This is a genomic window from Prescottella sp. GW823-FHT02E09 (assembly GCF_058797375.1).
The window spans coordinates 246,892-264,423 of record NZ_JBXAJP010000001.1; the positions used below are offsets into that span (position 1 = coordinate 246,892).

The 17,532-nt window shown below is 68.5% G+C and carries 17 protein-coding genes and 1 pseudogene; 2 read left to right on the forward strand and 16 right to left on the reverse strand.

Annotated features, from left to right (window positions below; all coding sequences use genetic code 11):
• Positions 1-2: 2 nt before the first annotated feature.
• The 4 genes from AC1RIF_RS01195 to AC1RIF_RS01210 form a co-directional block, all read right to left on the reverse strand.
• A complete protein-coding gene (locus AC1RIF_RS01195; RefSeq protein WP_492599547.1) occupies positions 3-1,346 on the reverse strand; it encodes a C40 family peptidase in 1,344 nt (447 codons plus the stop codon).
• A gap of 155 nt (positions 1,347-1,501) precedes the next feature.
• Positions 1,502-2,656, reverse strand: coding sequence for a cystathionine gamma-synthase (locus AC1RIF_RS01200; protein ID WP_492599548.1), 1,155 nt, complete (start codon positions 2,654-2,656; stop codon positions 1,502-1,504).
• Between the two features lie 60 nt (positions 2,657-2,716).
• Positions 2,717-3,322, reverse strand: coding sequence for a hypothetical protein (locus AC1RIF_RS01205; RefSeq protein ID WP_492599549.1), 606 nt, complete (start codon positions 3,320-3,322; stop codon positions 2,717-2,719).
• A 79-nt stretch (positions 3,323-3,401) separates the two neighbouring features.
• Positions 3,402-4,787, reverse strand: coding sequence for a cystathionine beta-synthase (locus AC1RIF_RS01210; protein ID WP_492599550.1), 1,386 nt, complete (start codon positions 4,785-4,787; stop codon positions 3,402-3,404).
• A gap of 375 nt (positions 4,788-5,162) precedes the next feature.
• On the opposite strand from AC1RIF_RS01210, the gene AC1RIF_RS01215 reads away from it, so the two are divergent.
• Positions 5,163-6,380, forward strand: coding sequence for an acetyl-CoA C-acetyltransferase (locus tag AC1RIF_RS01215; protein WP_492599551.1), 1,218 nt, complete (start codon positions 5,163-5,165; stop codon positions 6,378-6,380).
• 170 nt (positions 6,381-6,550) lie between these two features.
• Here the strand turns inward: AC1RIF_RS01215 and AC1RIF_RS01220 are convergent, their stop codons facing one another.
• Positions 6,551-7,396, reverse strand: a complete 846-nt coding sequence (locus AC1RIF_RS01220; RefSeq protein ID WP_492599552.1) for a Bax inhibitor-1/YccA family protein — start codon at positions 7,394-7,396, stop codon at positions 6,551-6,553.
• A 245-nt stretch (positions 7,397-7,641) separates the two neighbouring features.
• Between AC1RIF_RS01220 and AC1RIF_RS01225 the strand changes: the two genes are divergently transcribed.
• Positions 7,642-7,980, forward strand: a complete 339-nt coding sequence (locus AC1RIF_RS01225; RefSeq protein WP_492599553.1) for a hypothetical protein — start codon at positions 7,642-7,644, stop codon at positions 7,978-7,980.
• A 6-nt stretch (positions 7,981-7,986) separates the two neighbouring features.
• On the opposite strand, the gene AC1RIF_RS01230 is transcribed toward AC1RIF_RS01225, so the two are convergent.
• The 11 genes and pseudogenes from AC1RIF_RS01230 to AC1RIF_RS01280 all read right to left on the reverse strand — a co-directional run bounded on the left by AC1RIF_RS01230 (position 7,987) and on the right by AC1RIF_RS01280 (position 17,484).
• Entirely contained in the window at positions 7,987-9,123 is a 1,137-nt protein-coding gene (locus AC1RIF_RS01230; protein ID WP_492599554.1) for a class I SAM-dependent methyltransferase, read from the reverse strand.
• A gap of 54 nt (positions 9,124-9,177) precedes the next feature.
• Positions 9,178-9,582, reverse strand: a pseudogene (locus AC1RIF_RS01235) (alpha/beta hydrolase); the annotation flags it as partial.
• Positions 9,583-9,723, reverse strand: a complete 141-nt coding sequence (locus AC1RIF_RS01240; RefSeq protein WP_492599555.1) for a hypothetical protein — start codon at positions 9,721-9,723, stop codon at positions 9,583-9,585.
• Positions 9,720-10,913 carry a glycerate kinase gene (locus AC1RIF_RS01245; RefSeq protein ID WP_492599556.1) on the reverse strand — a complete coding sequence of 398 codons (1,194 nt, stop codon included), beginning with the start codon at positions 10,911-10,913 and terminating at the stop codon, positions 9,720-9,722. The genes AC1RIF_RS01240 and AC1RIF_RS01245 overlap by 4 nt, the downstream gene beginning before the upstream one ends.
• A 25-nt stretch (positions 10,914-10,938) precedes the next feature.
• Complete coding sequence (locus AC1RIF_RS01250) at positions 10,939-12,456, reverse strand: SLC13 family permease (protein ID WP_492599557.1); 1,518 nt, start codon at positions 12,454-12,456, stop codon at positions 10,939-10,941.
• Positions 12,453-13,121 (reverse strand): response regulator transcription factor, encoded by a 669-nt coding sequence (locus tag AC1RIF_RS01255; protein ID WP_492599558.1) that lies wholly within the window; start codon positions 13,119-13,121, stop codon positions 12,453-12,455. Before AC1RIF_RS01255 ends, AC1RIF_RS01250 begins: the two co-directional genes overlap by 4 nt.
• Complete coding sequence (locus AC1RIF_RS01260) at positions 13,118-14,599, reverse strand: sensor histidine kinase (RefSeq protein WP_492599559.1); 1,482 nt, start codon at positions 14,597-14,599, stop codon at positions 13,118-13,120. Before AC1RIF_RS01260 ends, AC1RIF_RS01255 begins: the two co-directional genes overlap by 4 nt.
• A 34-nt stretch (positions 14,600-14,633) precedes the next feature.
• Positions 14,634-15,020 (reverse strand): hypothetical protein, encoded by a 387-nt coding sequence (locus tag AC1RIF_RS01265; RefSeq protein WP_492599560.1) that lies wholly within the window; start codon positions 15,018-15,020, stop codon positions 14,634-14,636.
• Positions 15,021-15,097: 77 nt separating this feature from the next.
• Positions 15,098-15,718: an FMN reductase gene (locus tag AC1RIF_RS01270; protein WP_492599561.1), complete on the reverse strand. Its 621-nt coding sequence runs from the start codon at positions 15,716-15,718 to the stop codon at positions 15,098-15,100.
• The gene (locus tag AC1RIF_RS01275; protein WP_492599562.1) at positions 15,715-16,803 is read right to left on the reverse strand and encodes an LLM class flavin-dependent oxidoreductase; all 1,089 of its coding nucleotides are present in this window, start codon (positions 16,801-16,803) and stop codon (positions 15,715-15,717) included. The genes AC1RIF_RS01270 and AC1RIF_RS01275 overlap by 4 nt, the downstream gene beginning before the upstream one ends.
• Before the next feature lie 87 nt (positions 16,804-16,890).
• Complete coding sequence (locus AC1RIF_RS01280) at positions 16,891-17,484, reverse strand: TetR/AcrR family transcriptional regulator (protein WP_492599563.1); 594 nt, start codon at positions 17,482-17,484, stop codon at positions 16,891-16,893.
• Positions 17,485-17,532: the final 48 nt, after the last annotated feature.

Genomic DNA, 17,532 nt, shown 5'->3' on the forward strand with positions numbered 1-17,532 from the left:
TACTAGGCCAGTACCCGGCGCGCCTTCATGCCGTCGAAGACGGGGCCGACCTTGACCACATCGCCGAATGTCGGCGCATGGACCATCATGCCGTTGCCCATGTAGATGCCGACGTGTCCGGGACCCGCGGCCTGCCAGTTGCCGAACACCAGGTCGCCGGGCTGCGCCGCCGCCATCGGGATCTCGGTGCCGACACCCCACTGCGTCTCCGACGTCCGCGGCAGTGCGACCTTGCCGCCACTGGCCGCGAACACCGCGAACGACGTCAGACCCGAGCAGTCGAAGCCGCCCATCGACGGCCCGCTGATGTTGCCACCGCCCCACACGTACGGCAGGCCGAGGTAGCGCATCGCGAGCTGCACGATGGAACCGCCGATGCCCGACGTCGGAAGGGTGATGTCGCCCGGGTCGAAGTTCGCGAACGGCGACAGTAACTGCTCGAACTGGCCCTCGGACGCGCGGATCTTCTGCACGTACGGGCCGCTCTGATCGGCCGCGTCGTCCACGCCGGACGGCACGCCGCCCGCCTTGCGCACCGCACGGGTGCCGGCGTTGAACGCGGCGAGCGCCAGGTCGAGCGTGTCGCCCTGGACCAGGCCCTCCTGCTTCCAGGTCTCGACCTGTGCGTAGTTGTCGCACAGCATGTGCCCGGCGGCCATCACCGAGTCGGCGACACCGAGGATGTCGGCGGTGCCGTCCCCGTCGGCGTCCTTGCCGTACTTGGCCCACTCGCTCGGCATGAACTTCGCGGGACCACGGCCGCCGGCGAGCGACACCGGCGCCGTCGGACCGTATCGGAAGTCGTTCTCCACCGAGAACAGGGCCGCGAGGGTGGGCGCCTTGACGCCGCCGCAGATCTCGCCTGCCTTGCGCAGCCACGGCGAGAACACCGCGATCGATCCGACCTGGCCCAACCCGATGTTCGGGGGCAGGACCGCGGGAAGGGTGGGCAGTGCGAAACCGCCGATCCCGGGAAGCGCCACCGCCGGAGCGGCGATCGGCGCCGGGGCCGGCACGTAGACGGCGGGTGCGGGAGCGGGAGCCGGTTCGGGCGCAGCGGGTTCCGCGGCAGGAGGTGCGTCCGCATTCTCCGTGGACGGCAGTTGCACACCGGGAATCGTGGCAATGAAATCGACGACCGCCTGCTCGGCCTGCGGCCGCATCTCCGGCGGGAGCATCGAGATCAGGCCGCTGACCTGTTCACCGGCCCCGGGTGCAGCCTGATCGATGGCCGCAATGGTCTGGGCTGCCTGGTCTTTGACGGGAAGTGGAACGCCGGTTCCCTGGATTGCTGCACCTGCTGCTGCAGTGATGGCCACGATGATGGCCGCGGGATCCAATGACATTCACCGCTCCTGGGGTCGCGCTCTACTGCCGAGAACTCACGGTAACGGGCAAACCGGCAGCCCGGGGCGGGATTCAGGAAACGCTCAGCATTTCGGCGCACTTGCCGTCGCCAGGCCGTCTGTCCGGGGCGACGGCAAGTGCGCACGCTGCGAGATCAGCCGAGCGCCTGCTCCACATCGGCGAGCAGATCGGCCGCGTCCTCGATGCCCACGGACAGGCGCACCAGGTCCTCCGGCACCTCGAGCGCGGAACCCGCGGTGGACGCGTGCGTCATCGCACCCGGGTGCTCGATGAGGGACTCGACGCCGCCGAGCGACTCGGCGAGCGTGAAGATCCGGGTGCGCGAGCAGAAGTCGAGCGCGGCCTGCTTGCCGCCCTTCAGCCGCACCGAGATCATGCCGCCGAAGCGCCGCATCTGCTTGGCCGCGACCGCGTGGCCCGGGTGCGATTCGAGACCCGGGTAGATCACGTGGGAGATCGCGGCATGGCCGGTGAGCAGGTCGACGATCTTCTCGGCGTTGTCGCTGTGCCGTTCCATGCGCAGCGCGAGGGTCTTGATGCCGCGCATCGTCAGGAAGGCGTCGAACGGTCCCGGGACCGCGCCCGCACCGTTCTGCAGGAACGCGAACTTGGTGTCGAGTTCCTCGTCGTTCGTCACGAGCGCGCCACCCACGACGTCGGAGTGCCCGCCGATGTACTTCGTCGTGGAGTGCAGCGCGATGTCCGCGCCCAACTGCAGCGGCTGCTGCAGGTACGGCGATGCGAAGGTGTTGTCCACCACCAGCTTTGCCCCGGCGGTGTGCGCCACCTCGGAGATCGCTGCGATGTCGCCGATGTTGAGCAGCGGGTTGGTGGGCGTCTCGACCCACACCAGCTTGGTGTTCGGGCGGATCGCGGCGCGGACGGCGTCGACGTCGGACACCGCGGCCGGGGTGTACTCGATGCCCCACTGGGTGAAGACCTTGTCGATGAGCCGGAACGTGCCGCCGTAGGCATCGTTCGGGATGACCAGGTGATCGCCCGGGCGCAGCATCGACCGCAGGACGCAGTCCGTCGCCGCCATTCCCGAACCGAACGCCCGCCCGAACGTGCCCGATTCGAGCGCCGCGAGGTTCGCCTCGAGGGGGCGGCGGGTCGGGTTGCCGGTGCGCGCGTACTCGAAACCGCCGCGCATCCCGCCGACGCCGTCCTGGGCGAAGGTGGAACTGGCGTAGATCGGCACGTTCACCGCACCGGTCTGCGGATCGGGTTCGTACCCCGCGTGGATGGCCTTGGTGGAGAAACCGCTGGAGAATCCCTGCTCACTCATGGCGACCAGCCTAGCGACCCGCCCCGCCGCACACGTCCTCCGGCCGTCTGCTCGCCCGCCTCAGTTCGACATGGCTGCGCCGACCGCGAGGACGACCTCCACGGCCTGCTCCTTCGACACGTCCGCCCCGTCGGGAATGATGAGGAGAATCTGTGCGCCCGGCAACGACAACGCCAGATCGCGACCACCCAGCGGACTCGAGATGTAACCGCCCATGCGCTCCGCCGCAGCCGACGACACGAACCTGTCGGGCCGCTCCTTCGCCATGTAGTCCCGGGTGCGGGCCAACTGCTCGGCGGTCTGGTCCGCAGGGTTGACGGAGACGGTGACCGCCTTCGTCAGCCCTCCGGCACCGGACTCGCTGAACCAGCACATCGTCGACCCGCTGTCGAAGGACGGATTCCGGTCCAGCCGGTAGCCCGTCAGCACGCCCAGTACCGGCTTCTCGATCTCGTCACACGTCGGTGGCGTCGATGCCCCGGCAGCGGCGCCCGGCGCCCGCTGCTCGACCGTCGTCGGAAGCGGACTCGCACCCGCCGATCCCGCCGCGACCATGTCGTCGCCCTGCGCCTGCGGCGTCCCCTCGACGGTGTTCCCGCACGCCGAACCCCACATCACCACCGCCGCAAGACATGCGGCAGCCCCCACTGCTCTCCCCCAATGCATGCCGAGAGCCTAACCGAGCCCGGAAGAGCCGGAATCCCCGGCGGTGGCCGCCGGGGATTCCGTGTGAGACCTCGAAGTGTTACGCGCCGGCGCTGAGGAAGCCGAGCAGGTCGTGCCGGGTGATGACGCCGACGGGCTTGCCGTCGTCGACCACCATGAGCGCGTCGGTGTCGCCGAGGGCCTTCGTCGCCGACGACACCGGCTCGCCCGCACCGATCAGCGGCAGAGGCTTGCTCATGTGCTTCTCGACCGGGTCGGCGAGAGCGGCGCGGCCCTCGAACACCGCGCTGAGCAGGTCACGCTCGGACACGCTGCCCGCGACCTCTCCGGCCATGATCGGCGGCTCCGCACCGACGACCGGCATCTGCGAGACGCCGTACTCGCGCAGGATCTCGATCGCGTCACGCAGGGTCTCGGACGGGTGCGTGTGGACCAGGTCCGGCAGCTCGCCGGACTTGCCGCGCAGCACGTCACCGACGGTGGGTTCGGTGAGGTCGCCGTCGAGCGGGGTGCGCAGGAAGCCGTACGACGCCATCCACTCGTCGTTGAAGATCTTCGACAGGTAGCCGCGGCCACCGTCGGGCAGCAGCACGACGACGACGGCGTCCGGGCCCTCACGCTTCGCCACCTCGAGAGCGGCGACGACGGCCATGCCGCACGAGCCGCCGACCAGCAGGCCCTCCTCGCGGGCGAGGCGCCGGGTCATCTCGAACGAGTCGGCGTCGGAGACGGCGATGATCTCGTCCGGAACCGACGGGTCGTAGGCGGTGGGCCAGAAGTCCTCACCGACACCCTCGACCAGGTACGGCCGTCCGGTGCCGCCCGAGTAGACCGAGCCCTCCGGGTCGGCGCCGATGACCTTGACCTTGCCGCCCGAGATCTCCTTGAGGTAGCGGCCGGTGCCGGTGATGGTGCCGCCGGTGCCGACGCCGGCGACGAAGTGCGTCACCTTGCCGTCGGTGTCCCGCCAGATCTCCGGGCCGGTGGTCTCGTAGTGGCTGTCGGGGCCGCCCGGGTTGGCGTACTGGTTGGGCTTCCAGGCGCCCGGGATCTCCTGTACCAGCCGGTCGGAGACGTTGTAGTAGCTGTCGGGGTGCTCCGGCGCGACCGCGGTGGGGCACACCACGACCTCGGCGCCGTACGCACGCAGCACGTTGCGCTTGTCTTCGCTGACCTTGTCGGGGCAGACGAACACGCACTTGTAACCGCGCTTCTGCGCGACCAGCGCGAGACCGACGCCGGTATTGCCGGACGTGGGCTCGACGATGGTGCCACCAGGCTTCAGCTCGCCCGACGCCTCGGCGGCGTCGATCATCTTGACCGCGATGCGGTCCTTGGAGCTGCCGCCCGGGTTGAGGTATTCGATCTTGGCGGCCACCAGCCCGGAGTTCTCGCCGACGACGGAGGACAGCTTGACCAGAGGGGTGTTGCCGATGAGATCGACGACATGATCCGCGATGCGCATGACCCCATGTTTCCAGATCCGATTCGGACACGCGCCGGGAAGGGTCCTTACCTGCGCGAAACCGCCCCGGGTGCGCGTGGTCGAGCGGGCCGGCGGGATCGGTCGACCAGTCGGTCGCGGCCGGGCGACCGGCCGACGTCCACTCCTCGGTCCGACTTCGGACAGGGCTCTCGCTGAGTGGGACGGGCATTCGTCACTCGACATCCGAGAACGCGTTTCAGAACCGCGTGCATCCGACCAGGTGGCGAACCCCGCGGGCCTCCGAAATCGCGCTCGCAGGGGGTTCCGGGCCACCGATGACTGGCTGCCGCGTGGTGATGTGGCGCAGGCAACGTAAGTTCATGGTCGAAGAGACCAACGTACGAAGGAGTTTTCATGCCCGAGGCAGTTATTGTCTCCGCCGCCCGTTCGCCGATCGGTCGCGCTCACAAGGGTTCGCTGGCGAGCATGCGCCCGGACGATCTGGCCGCGCAGATGGTTGCCGCCGCGCTGGCGAAGGTGCCCGAGCTCGACCCCACCGAGATCGACGACCTGATCATGGGCTGTGGCCAGCCCGGCGGCCAGTCCGGCTTCAACATCGCGAAGGTCGTCGCCACCACCCTCGGCTACGACTTCATGCCCGGCGTCACCGTCAACCGCTACTGCTCGTCGTCGCTGCAGACCACCCGTATGGCGATGCACGCGATCCGCGCAGGTGAGGGCGATATCTACGTCTCGGCCGGCGTCGAGTCCGTCTCCAGCTTCAAGAGCGGCAACGCCGACGGCTGGCCGGACACCAAGAACGCCCGCTACGACGAGGCGCAGGCCCGCTCCGCGAAGCTCGCCGAGGGCGGCATCCCGTGGACCGACCCGCGTGACGAGGGCCTGCTGCCCGACATCTACATCTCGATGGGCCAGACCGCCGAGAACGTCGCGTCGCTGACCGGCATCAGCCGTGAGGACCAGGACCGCTGGGGCGTCCGCTCGCAGAACCGTGCGGAGGAGGCCATCAAGTCCGGCTTCTTCGAGCGCGAGATCTCCCCGGTCACCCTGGCCGACGGCACCGTCGTCACCACCGACGACGGCCCGCGTCCGGGCACCACCTACGAGAAGATCAGCGGCCTCAAGCCGGTCTTCCGCCCCGACGGCACCGTCACCGCCGGTAACGCCTGCCCGCTCAACGACGGCGCTGCCGCGCTCGTCATCATGAGCGACACCAAGGCGAAGGCCCTCGGCCTGACCCCGCTCGCGCGCGTCGTCGCGACGGCCGCCACCGGCCTGTCCCCCGAGATCATGGGCCTGGGCCCGATCGAGGCGGTCAAGAAGGCGCTCGGCTACGCGAACATGTCCACCTCGGACATCGACCTGTACGAGATCAACGAGGCGTTCGCGGTGCAGGTGCTGGGCTCGGCCCGCGCCCTGAACCTGGACGAGGACAAGATCAACGTCTCCGGTGGCGCCATCGCGATCGGCCACCCGTTCGGTATGACCGGCGCCCGCATCACCGCGACGCTGATCAACAACCTGCAGACCCAGGACAAGCAGTTCGGCGTCGAGACCATGTGTGTCGGCGGCGGCCAGGGTATGGCAATGGTGATCGAGCGCCTGAGCTAGTCAGCTACTGACGCTGCCTCACGTCGGGCGGTTGCTGCGATCGGCTCTCGGCCGTTGTCGCAGTAACCGCCCGTCGTCGTTTCGAGCCGTCGTTTCGAGCAGTGGGCAGCGAACGAAAACGGGCGGCCGCCGCATTCGCGACGACCGCCCGGTCGTGAGGCGTGGTGAGACTAGTCGTTGTTGAAGTAGCTCAGCAGGCGCAGGATCTCGACGTACAGCCACACCAGGGTGACGGTGAGGCCGAGGGCGACGCCCCAGGCGGCCTTCTCCGGCGCCTGGGCGCGAATCAGCTGGTCGGCGGCGTCGAAGTCCAGCAGGAAGCTGAACGCGGCGAGCGCGATGCAGACGAGGCTGAAGATGATCGCGACCGTGCCGCCGTCACGCAGGCCGAAGCCGCCGTCGGTGAAGAAGCTGGCGATCAGGTTGCCGACCATCAGGACCAGGACGCCGATGAGGCCGCCGATGATCATGCGGGTCAGACGCGGGGTGACGCGGATCGCGCCGGTCTTGTAGACGACGAGCATGCCGAAGAACACGCCGAACGTGCCGAGGACGGCCTGGCCGATCAGCATCGAGCCGCCGACACCACCGAACTCGACGTTGGTGAACATGAACGACAGCGCACCGAGGAACACGCCCTCGCAGGCGGCGTAGGCCAGCACGATGGCCGGGTTGTCCATCTTGCGGCCGAACGACGCGACCATCACCAGCACGAAGCCGATGAGACCGCCGCCGATGACGAACGGTGCCGCCAGGTTCGTGTTCCCGTCGACCAGGAAGTAGGAGATGATCGCGGCCACCGACAGCACGCCGAGCGTGATCGCGGTCTTGGTGACCACGTCGTCGATCGTCATGGCCCGCTGCGTGGTCTGGTACTGGTCGGGCGCCGGGTGATGCTGCTGCCCGTACTCCTGCGTGACCTGCGCGGCGCCGGCCTGCGCGGATCCGAAGGTGGCGTATCCGCTGCCCTCCTGCTTGGGCAGGTTCTTGAACACCGGGTTGCTGGTGGTGCGCACCGTGCACATCCCTTCTCGTGGTCGTCTGTCGTGCCCGTCGGGGCTCGTTTCCGGCCGGGTCGGACCGGCGTCGTTGTCCGTTGAACGTCCGGCACCGAGAGGAAAGTTCCCACGCGACGAGCCGAGTTGGACAATTCGGACTGTACCGGGGAGGCCTCGGCCACCGCTATACGAGCACCTGATCAACGGTATCGTCGTTCGGCCACAATCCAGCGGAAACCCGCAATCCGGCCGACAATGGTCGCATGGGAATCGAAGACGGATTCGACGAGACACTGGATGTCAGCGAGAGCCTCGATTCTGACGAGGTTCGCAACGCCGACGGGGACGACGTGGTCGACGCGCCTGACGAGTGGAGCGAGGCCGACCGCTTCGGCACCACCCTGAGGGAGGCCGAGCAGGGCGAGAGCCTGGACCAGCGGCTCGCCGAGGAGGAACCGGACATCCCGCCGTCGGGACCCGACCGTGAGGATGACGACGAACTCCAGGGCGCCGAGATCGTCGACGGCGTGATCATCGAGGACATCGGACTCCACCGCGGCCAGGTCGACGGGGACGCGGCCGGCGGCGGGCCCGTCCAGTAGTTCTCGCTACTGCACGCGGACCGACCGTGTGACGCTGAACTTCGGGTTGCGCCCGACCACCTCGGTGCGCCCCACCGCCCGGGCCAACACGCTCTTGTATTCGAGATGCGAGTTGAACACCGTCCACATCTCGCCGCCGGGACGTAGGACGCGGCCGGCCTCGGCGAACATCTTGTCGGCCACGCCGGTGTGCACCGCGGCGCCCACATGGAACGGCGGGTTGCAGACGATCAGGTCGACGCTCGCGTCCGGAAGCGATGCCATGGCGTCGTCACGCAGTCCACGCACCCGGTCGCCGACGCCGGCCGCACTGGCCGTGGCCTCTGCCGAGGCGACCGCCGCCGCTGACTGGTCGGTCGCGACGACCTCGATCCCGGGACGCGCAGCCGCGAGGGCGACGGCCAGGATGCCGGTGCCACAGCCGAGATCGACCGCGGATCGCGCGTCGGGCAGCGCGCGGGGCAGGAACTCGAGCAGGTACCGGGTGCCGATGTCGAGTTTGGTGCCGGCGAAGACGGCGCCGTGCGCGAATACGTCGAGGTCCAGCTCGTCGAGGTGATCAGAAATCGGAAATCGCGCTGCCGCCGAGATCTCCCGCGGCGTGTGGGCGATCAGCACGCGCGACTTCTGCCGACCGCGGCTGGCACGCACATCGACGAAGGACCGGGCCAGCACCTCATTCATCGTCGGGGTGATGTGCTTGTCCCGTCCGCCGGCGAAGACGACGACGCCGGGATCGGCGAAGCGGGCGATCGCGTCGGCGATCTCGTCGAGTTCGTCGAGGCTGCGCGGCAGCTGCATGAGGACGACACGGGCGCCGGTCAGCAGTTCCTCCCCCAGCCCACACGAGCGGTAGCGGTCGGCCAACTCGAAGGTCGACGCATTGTTCGCGAGCGCGCGTTCCCCGGTGAGCGGATCCTGGTACACCCGGATCCCGGTCACGCCGAACCGGACCGCGGTGCCGAGGGTGAGCGCGCCGTAGTGGTCGCCGATCACGACGATCGAGTCACCCGGGGCCGAACCCAGGGCGTCCGCCGCCTCGTCGAGAATCAGACGGTCCGCCGCGTCGACGGCGAACAGGTTGGGTGCCTCTACGTCGGGGAATCGACGTATGAGGGTGAACAGGTTTTCGGCGGAGAGCATGAGGACAAGTGTGACGCATCGGCCGACCGTCGCCGTCCAGTCGACAACCGACCGTCAACCGGCCTGCAGCACCTGCTCGCCCAGGAACGCGTCGGTGTGCCGCCACGAGGTGTCCCGCGCACCCGGTCCGGCGAGCAAGCCGAGATGGCTGCCGGGCGCGGTCTCGAACCGCACCGACGGTGACCCGGTGAGGACGTCGACGATCGCGCCGACGGAGTCTGCGGTGGCGATGACGTCGCCGGTTCCGCCGACCGCCAGCACCGGAACGGCGAGTTCGGCGAGCTTGATCGTGTTGCCGCCCACAGTGATCCGGCCCTCGAGGAGCCCGTTGCCGAGGACCAACTCTTCCGCCGTCTGGTGGAACAGCCGCGCCGGGTACCCGGGCATCCGTGCCATGAACCGGTCGATGGACTCCATGCGGGCGAGTGTCTCGGTGTCGTGCAGGTTGCGCGCGATGAATCAGTTCGGTGACGGGTCGGTGGCCGGTGACGCGGCAGGGACGATGCCGTCGGTCCAGGTCTCGAATCCGAGGTTCCGGTCGGCGTAGCCCATCGCCCCGAAGTCCGCCGGACCGATCTCGGCGCCCCGTCGACACTTCACGCGCCGATCGCGCACCCGATCAGCACGAGTCTCAGCGCCCTTTCGGTGGCCTGGGCGACGAGATGGCCGGCGGACTCGACGGCCTGCGCGAGTTCCATCGGGATGGGGATGATGCCCATCACCGCGTCGATCCCGACGTCATGGACGTCGTTGGCGCCCTCGCCGATCGAACCGGCCAGCGCGATGACCGGCGTCCCGAAGGACTTTGCGCGGGCCGCCACCTCGGCGGGCACCTTTCCCCGGGGAGTCTGGTAGTCGACCGCCCCCTCGGCGGTGATGACGAGGTCGGCATCGGAGAGCAGCCGGTTCAGGTCCGGCATGCCGAGCGAGTCGTCGAGGAAGACCTCGAACCGCGACCGGAGGGACGCACCGCACACACTGGCCAGGGCCGCGCCCAGGCCACCGGAGGCGCCGGTCCCTGGCCCGAGCCGAACGGCGTCGAGCGAACCCGATCGGCCGGCCGCCGCGAGCAGCCCCGCCCACGTCTCCAGCGCGGCCGCCAGTTCGGTCACCACCTCAGGTGTCGCGCCCTTCTGCGGACCGAAGACGCGGGCGACCCCACTCCGACCGCACAGCACGTTGTGCGGATTGCAGCCCACGACGATGTCGGTGTCGGCGAGACGAGGATCGAGACCGGACAGGTCCAGATCGACAGCGTCCGCGAGCGGGGCGCCCCCGAAAGGCAACTCGGCTCCGTCGGTGCCGATGACCCGCGCACCCAGCGCCGTCAGCGCCCCGGCCCCGCCGTCGCTGGTGCCGGAGTCGCCGCAGCCGACGATGATGCGCTCGGCACCGGCGTCGAGCGCCGCCCGGATCAACTCGCCCACCCCGAAGGTGGTGGTGAATCGAGGATCACGACGGTCGGCCGGAACGTGCCGTAGTCCGGCGGCGGCCGCCATCTCGACCATCGCGGTCCTCCGAGACTGCTTGCCCAGCAGCGCGAAATGGCTGCGTATCGGCTCGCCGACAGGCCCGGTTACGGTGCACTCGACGACCTCTCCGCCGGTCGACGCGGCCAGCGACCGCGCCGAACCCTCACCACCGTCGACGATGGGTGCGAGGGAGATTCGGACGCCCGGAAGCATTCGACGGACACCGGCTGCGATAGATCTGGCAACGTCGTCCGCCGACAGGGATTCCTTGAATCCACTGGGCGCAATGACGATTCGATGCGGAACGGTGATGGACACGGATGCCTCCGAAGTTCGGAACGGATTACGAATGCTGATACAGCGGCAGCCCGAGCTGCGGCCAGACGAAGAACGAGAAGACGAGCACGAGAACGACGGTCGCGGGACCCAACCAGTAGGAGAGCCGGCGGAGGTCCTCCGGCGCGTAGGTCGTGACCCCGTCGATCGAGGCGAACATCGCCACCGGTTTGGCGGAGCTCGTCAGCGTGTGACAGAAGCCCGCAGCCGCGGTCGACGCGAACGCCGCAGCGGCTGCCGACACCCCCAGAGGCGGAGCCAACGAGATGACGATGGGCACGAGCACCGCCGAGCGCGCCGAGCGGCTCTGGATGACCAGGTGCGCGGCCGCAGACACCGTCACCACCAGGACCATGAACCCCACCACCGACTCGGTACCGATCGCCGAGAAGGCGCGGTCGGCGAGGAAGTGGGCCGCACCGCTCCGGAGCAGCGCATCTCCCATTGCGATGGTCGCCGCCATGAACAACAGCATCGACCACGGCACCGCCGCCAATCCCTGTTTGAACGTGGCGATACCGAATGCGGGCAGCGTGATCAGCAACGCACCGAGCAGCGCCACGACGGCCGGGTCGACACCGTGCAGTGACTGGGTACTCCACAGGATCACCACCGCCAACAGGAGCGCCGACGCACGCCCTTCCGCGACCGACAACGGCCCGGACCGGCGGATCGGGAGCACGAAGCGAACCCGGCGCTGCTCGCGTGAGCTGAACAGCGCAAGAACAAGTTCGGCCGAAACGTGCGACGACAGCAGTGCGAGCGGAAGTCCCAGCAAGAGCCAGGTGGCGAAACTGAAGCCGACACCCGTCGCCTGTTCCACCAGCATCGAGGTCACCAGGTGCGCACCGGCCCCGATCAGCGAGCCGACCGCCGACAGCAGGATCACGGTGGGGAACGTCAGCGCCAGTACCTTGACCAGCCAGTCCATCGGCAACCCGGTTTCCCGGATCGCCGCCCGAACCGCGAGGAACACCGGAAGTACCAGCGCTGCGCGCCCCGACGTCGCCGGGACCATGAAGGCGGTCACGACGAGCGCCAAGGTCAGGATGTGCACCACCGCTCGTGGACTGCGCGCGCCGGTCAGGAGCCACATACCGGCCCGGTGCGCGAGACCGGACTTGGCAACCGCGCTCGCGATCACCGCGGCGCCCACCAGCAGCCAGACGACGTCGTCGCCGAGTGCCCGGAACAGCCCGTCGGTCTCGAGCGCGCCGAGGATCACCAACGCGGTGCCGGCACCCAACGCGATGTAGGTGTCGTCGACACCGGTGCCGGCCCAGGCCCAGATCGCGACCAGGAAGACGATCAGGGCGGTGCGTCCAGGCACGGTGAGCGGCGCCGCACCGACGTCGAGGTCGACGGTGAACAGCCACGCCGTCACGGCCGCCACCACGAGCAGGCCGGCAGCCGAGCCCCAACGCAGGTTCAGGGGACGGCGCGGCGGCCGCACTCCGGCGGAGCCCGGTGCGGGAGCAGGTGTGCGGACGTAGACGGCCGCCGAGTCGGCGACGGACGGATTCACGGCTGCACCAACCGGTACCCGACACCACGAACGGTTTCGATGTGCCGAGCGCCGATCTTCGACCGCAGACTACGGATGAACACGTCGACGACATTGGACGACGTGTCCGTCTGCATCCCCCACACGTGGCTGAGCAACTGTTCACGTGTGAGCACCTGTCCGGGGTGCCGCAGCAGGGTTTCCATCAGCGTGAACTCGCGGGCTGTGAGATTCACGGCAGTCCCGTCGACGGTGAGGGCCCGGGATCGCAGGTCCAGCGACATCCCGGCGGCCTCCACCACGACCGGTGACGATGCCCCCGGTGGTTCGTTCCTGATCCGCAGGCGGATTCGAGCCAGCAGTTCCGCGAAGTGGAACGGCTTGCTCATGTAGTCGTCGGCGCCGCAACTCAACAACTCGGCGGACGTCGACGCGGGGTCCTGTGCGGTCAGCACGATGACCGGGGTGAGGTCGTTCGCCTGCCGCATCGCGCGGACCACTTCGTCACCGGACATGCGAGGCAGACCCAGGTCGAGAATGACCAGATCGAATTCGCCTGTGCGCGAGAGCAACAGGCTCGATTCACCGTCGCTGACCCGCGTGGTCAGGTAACCCGCGGAGCGCAGCCCGTTCTGGAGGAATCCCGCGATGCGGTCCTCGTCCTCGGTGATCAGGATGTGGCTCATCGCACTCCCTCCGGCGCGGGGGCCGACGCGTCGGATCCGGCGCGCGGGCCGCCGCTGTGCACCGGGAGGATCAATCCGAAGGTGGCCCCGACGCCCAGGCGGCTTTCGACGTAGACGCTGCCTCCGTGTCCGTCCGCGATGGCGCGCACGATGGACAATCCCAGCCCCGCACCCGTGATCCGTCGGGCACCCGCCTGCCGGAACCGTTCGAAGATGACCTGTGCGTCGTCCGGAGACATACCCTTTCCTTCGTCTCGGACCGAGAAGACCACGGCAGCACCGATGTCCGGGTCCGTCGTGAACCGTGAGCTCAGCTCGATGACGGTTCCCGGTTCCGTGTGCTCCACCGCGTTCTGCGCCAACTGCAGGACGGCCTGCTGTACGCGTTGCGGGTCGAGCGTGGAGGTACCGTCGGCCACCTCGCTCAGATGCCACTGCCGGTCACCCAACGCAACCATCTTCGAGTCCAGGTCCAACGTGAGTTCGGCAGTGTCCACGTCGTCCTGGACCTGGATGAAGTTGGGCCGCTCGGCCTTCGCCAACACCAGCAGGTCCGCCACGATCCGGCCCATGCGGTCGAGTTCGTCGAGGATCAGCGCGGTCGTCGTGGCCCGTTCGGCCGGATCGTCCGGCATCGTCTCGAGATGCCCCTGAATGATCGTGATCGGGGTCCGCAGTTCGTGGCCGACGTCGTCGACGAAGCGTTGCTGCAGCGAGAATGCGTTGTCGAGGCGGTCGAGCATCCCGTTGAAGGTGACGGCAAGCTCGGCAATGTCGTCGTTGCCCTGCACCGGGATTCGCCGGGTGAGGTCGTGTTCGGTGATCTCTGCCGCGGCACGGCGCACCGTCCGGACCGGGCGGAGGATCTGGCCGGCGAACACGTACGCGAGACCGGCTGCCAGCACGACCGCACCCAGCGACACGAATGTCATCAGTTTCGTGACCTCGCGCGCCTGATCGACGTACGGCCGGTCGAACTGGATCACCACGAAGTTGCCGACCTCGTCCCCCACCCGGACCTCGCTACGTCCGTACCGTACTTCGCCGGCATCGGTGGCGATCACACCCGACGTGGCGCGCGACAGCATGGACCGCAGATTCGTCACATCGCCGCCTTCGGTGACGACGTCGACCTGAGCCTCCTGCAGTTCGTCGGCCGTCAGCCCGGGTCCGTCGATGACCTGGGCGGTCCGTTCGTCGGTCGCCACGACACCGACGAGCAGCTCCCCCGGATCCGGTCTCTGACGCTCCAGGTGCGCCGAGAAGAACGCCTCGACGCCGGTGAACGGTTGCGCGGTGCGGGGATCGCGCCCGACGGCGGCGAAGGTGCGCAACTCCTCGATCTCCCGCACGATCGATGCGTTGGCATCGCGCCCGCCGGCGCCGATCATGGTGCTCCGGACCGTGACGATGACGGTCGCGAGGGCGATGACGAGAGTCAACAGCAGCCACCCGACGATCCGAATCCGGGCCGGCACCCGACTCCCCCTGCGACTTTCCTGTACATGTACCTCAGTCGTCATCGCCGCTACCGTCGTCGACACTGTCTCCGCCACCGAAATCGTCGTCATCGTCATCGTCGTCGCCGGTCCAGGCGGGCGGTTGCGGCGCCGGGGTGCGCGGCGCCTGTGGAACGACCATCGGGGCCGTCACACTCGGCGCAGCCTGACCGCCACCCGGGGCAGGCGCCGGCCGAGCCGGCGCATCTGGCGCGGGAGTCGGTGTGGTCGGCTCAGGCTCGGGCGGCGTGGAGGGTGCCGCCTTCTCCAAGGTGATCGGCGGCTGACTGGGCAGGTCGGGCGCCCCCGGGCGGGCGGCCAACACCTGACTGCCCAGTGCCAACAGCACCGGAAACAGCAGGATCGCCACAAGGGCGAGACCGCGGCGGAAAACCATCATGGGAGTCAGTCTCTCCCGTGTAGATGAGGACTCCATGAGTTGATCATGAAGGCTTCTTCATACAGCGCGCGGAACGGTCACCCCCGGGCCAGCAACTCCTCGAACGGCACCGTGTTCTCGAACGGATCTGCCGGTCCGGTGTTCTCGCGCGCGGCCATCGCCGCCGCCAGTTCACCGGCCGCCCGCCCGATCCGCTGCGCCAGACCCTGGTCGCCGGATCCGGCCCAGTCCTCGGATGCCGCGTAGACGGCCGTCGGCACCGCCGCCGCCCGCAGGTACGCGAACATCGGCCGGACGGCGTGCTCGAGCGCAAGCGAGTGCCGCGCAGTGCCACCGGTCGCGCCCAGCAGGACCGGCACGCTGTCGAGAGTGCCCGGCTCGAGGACGTCGAAGAACGACTTGTACAGCCCGCTGTACGACGCGTTGAAGATCGGTGTGACCGTGATCAGCCCGTCGGACCGGGCAACACGGTCGACGACCGCCCGCAGCCCGCCGCCGGGGAATCCGGTGAGCAGGTTGTCGGTGAGTGCGTGCGCATGGTCGCGGAGTTCGACCACCTCGACGTCGGCGTCGAATCCCCGCTCGGTGAGCGCGTCGACGGTCGCCGCGGCGAGCCGGTCGGCCAGCAGCCGACTCGACGACGGCTGCGTCAATCCGGCCGAGATCACCGTCAGCGTACGGGTTTTCGCGTCGGTCACGACAGCACCTCCGCCTTCTTCGCAGCCAGCAGGCTCGCGTGCGTGGGCGCCTCGGGCACGTGCGCGGGACGCAGCGCGTCCATTTCGCGGCGCAGCACCGGCACCACTTCCTCGCCGAGCAGGTCGAGCTGTTCGAGAACGGTCTTCAGCGGCAGGCCGGCATGGTCCATGAGGAACAGCTGACGCTGGTAGTCGCCGAAGCTCTCCCGGAAGGTGAGGGTTTTGTCGATGACCTCCTGCGGGCTGCCGACGGTCAGCGGGGTCTGCTCGGTGAACTCCTCGAGCGACGGCCCGTGCCCGTAGACCGGGGCGTTGTCGAAGTAGGGACGGAACTCACGGACCGCGTCCTGCGAGTTCTTGCGCATGAACACCTGACCACCGAGCCCGACGATCGCCTGATCGGCCGAGCCGTGCCCGTAGTGCTCGTAGCGGCGGCGGTAGAGGTTGATCAGCTGGATGAAGTGCTCCTTGGGCCAGAAGATGTTGTTCGCGAAGAAGCCGTCGCCGTAGTAGGCGGCCTGTTCGGCGATCTCCGGGCTGCGGATCGAGCCGTGCCATACGAAGGGCGGGACGTCGTCGAGAGGACGCGGCGTCGAGGTGAACGACTGCAGCGGCGTCCGGAAACGTCCCTGCCAGTTGACGACGTCCTCACGCCAGAGCTTGTGCAGCAGCGCGTAGTTCTCGATCGCGAGCGGAATGCCCTCGCGGATGTCCTTACCGAACCACGGGTACACGGGACCGGTGTTGCCGCGGCCGAGCATGAGGTCGACGCGGCCGTCCGCGAGGTGCTGGAGCATCGCGAAGTCCTCGGCGATCTTCACCGGGTCGTTGGTGGTGATCAGCGTCGTGGACGTCGACAGCATGATCCGCTCGGTGCGGGCGGCGATGTAGCCGAGCATCGTCGTCGGGGAGGACGGCACGAACGGCGGGTTGTGGTGCTCGCCGGTGGCGAACACGTCGAGACCGACCTCCTCGGCTTTCTCCGCGATCGCGACCATTGCCTTGATGCGCTCGGCCTCGGTCGGGGTCCGGCCGGTCGTGGGGTCCGCGGTCACGTCGCCGACGGTGAAGATTCCGAACTGCATGCCTACCTCCAAAGTATTTCAAGTTTCAACTATATGCCACCAACTGCGGACGCCTGCCGGATATTCCACAGGAAGCTTCCTACCACCTCAGCCGCAGGTCAGCGACGGAAGCACCACGTGATCCACAACGCGTTCGATGAACTCCCGTCCCACCGGCTGCGCGATCACGGTGACGCGGTGGAACGTCAGCGCGGGAAAGACCATGCCGATCAGCTCGATGTCACAGGTCGCCGGAATCTCACCGCGCTCGACGGCGCGGGACACGATCGACCGGTAGACCGCCCGGCGCGGCTCGGTGACCGCGGCGCGGACCGCGTCGCGCAGTTCACCGTCGTGCGCCATCGCGGTGAGAAGCCCCGCGACGACGGCGTCGCGCCGCGCGTCGGGGTCGTGCCACGCCGATGCCGCCATGACGAGATCCTCACGCAGACTTCCCGTGTCGGGCTCGGGATACGAATCATGGAGCAGCGCAACAGCGTCAGCGACCAACTTGCTCTTCCCGGCCCACCGCCGGTACACGGTGGTCTTGCCCGCACCACATCGAGCCGCGACCGCGTCGATCGACAGGCGGTCGTAGCCCACCTCCGCGAGCAGATCCTGTGTCGCGATCAACAACTCACGCTCACGCTCCATGTCGCGGGGACGACCCGCACGCATCGACGACACCATCTCTCCCTTCACCGGAAGTTCAGTGTGGCGGCGATATCGCCGCCACACCAACTCCCACCT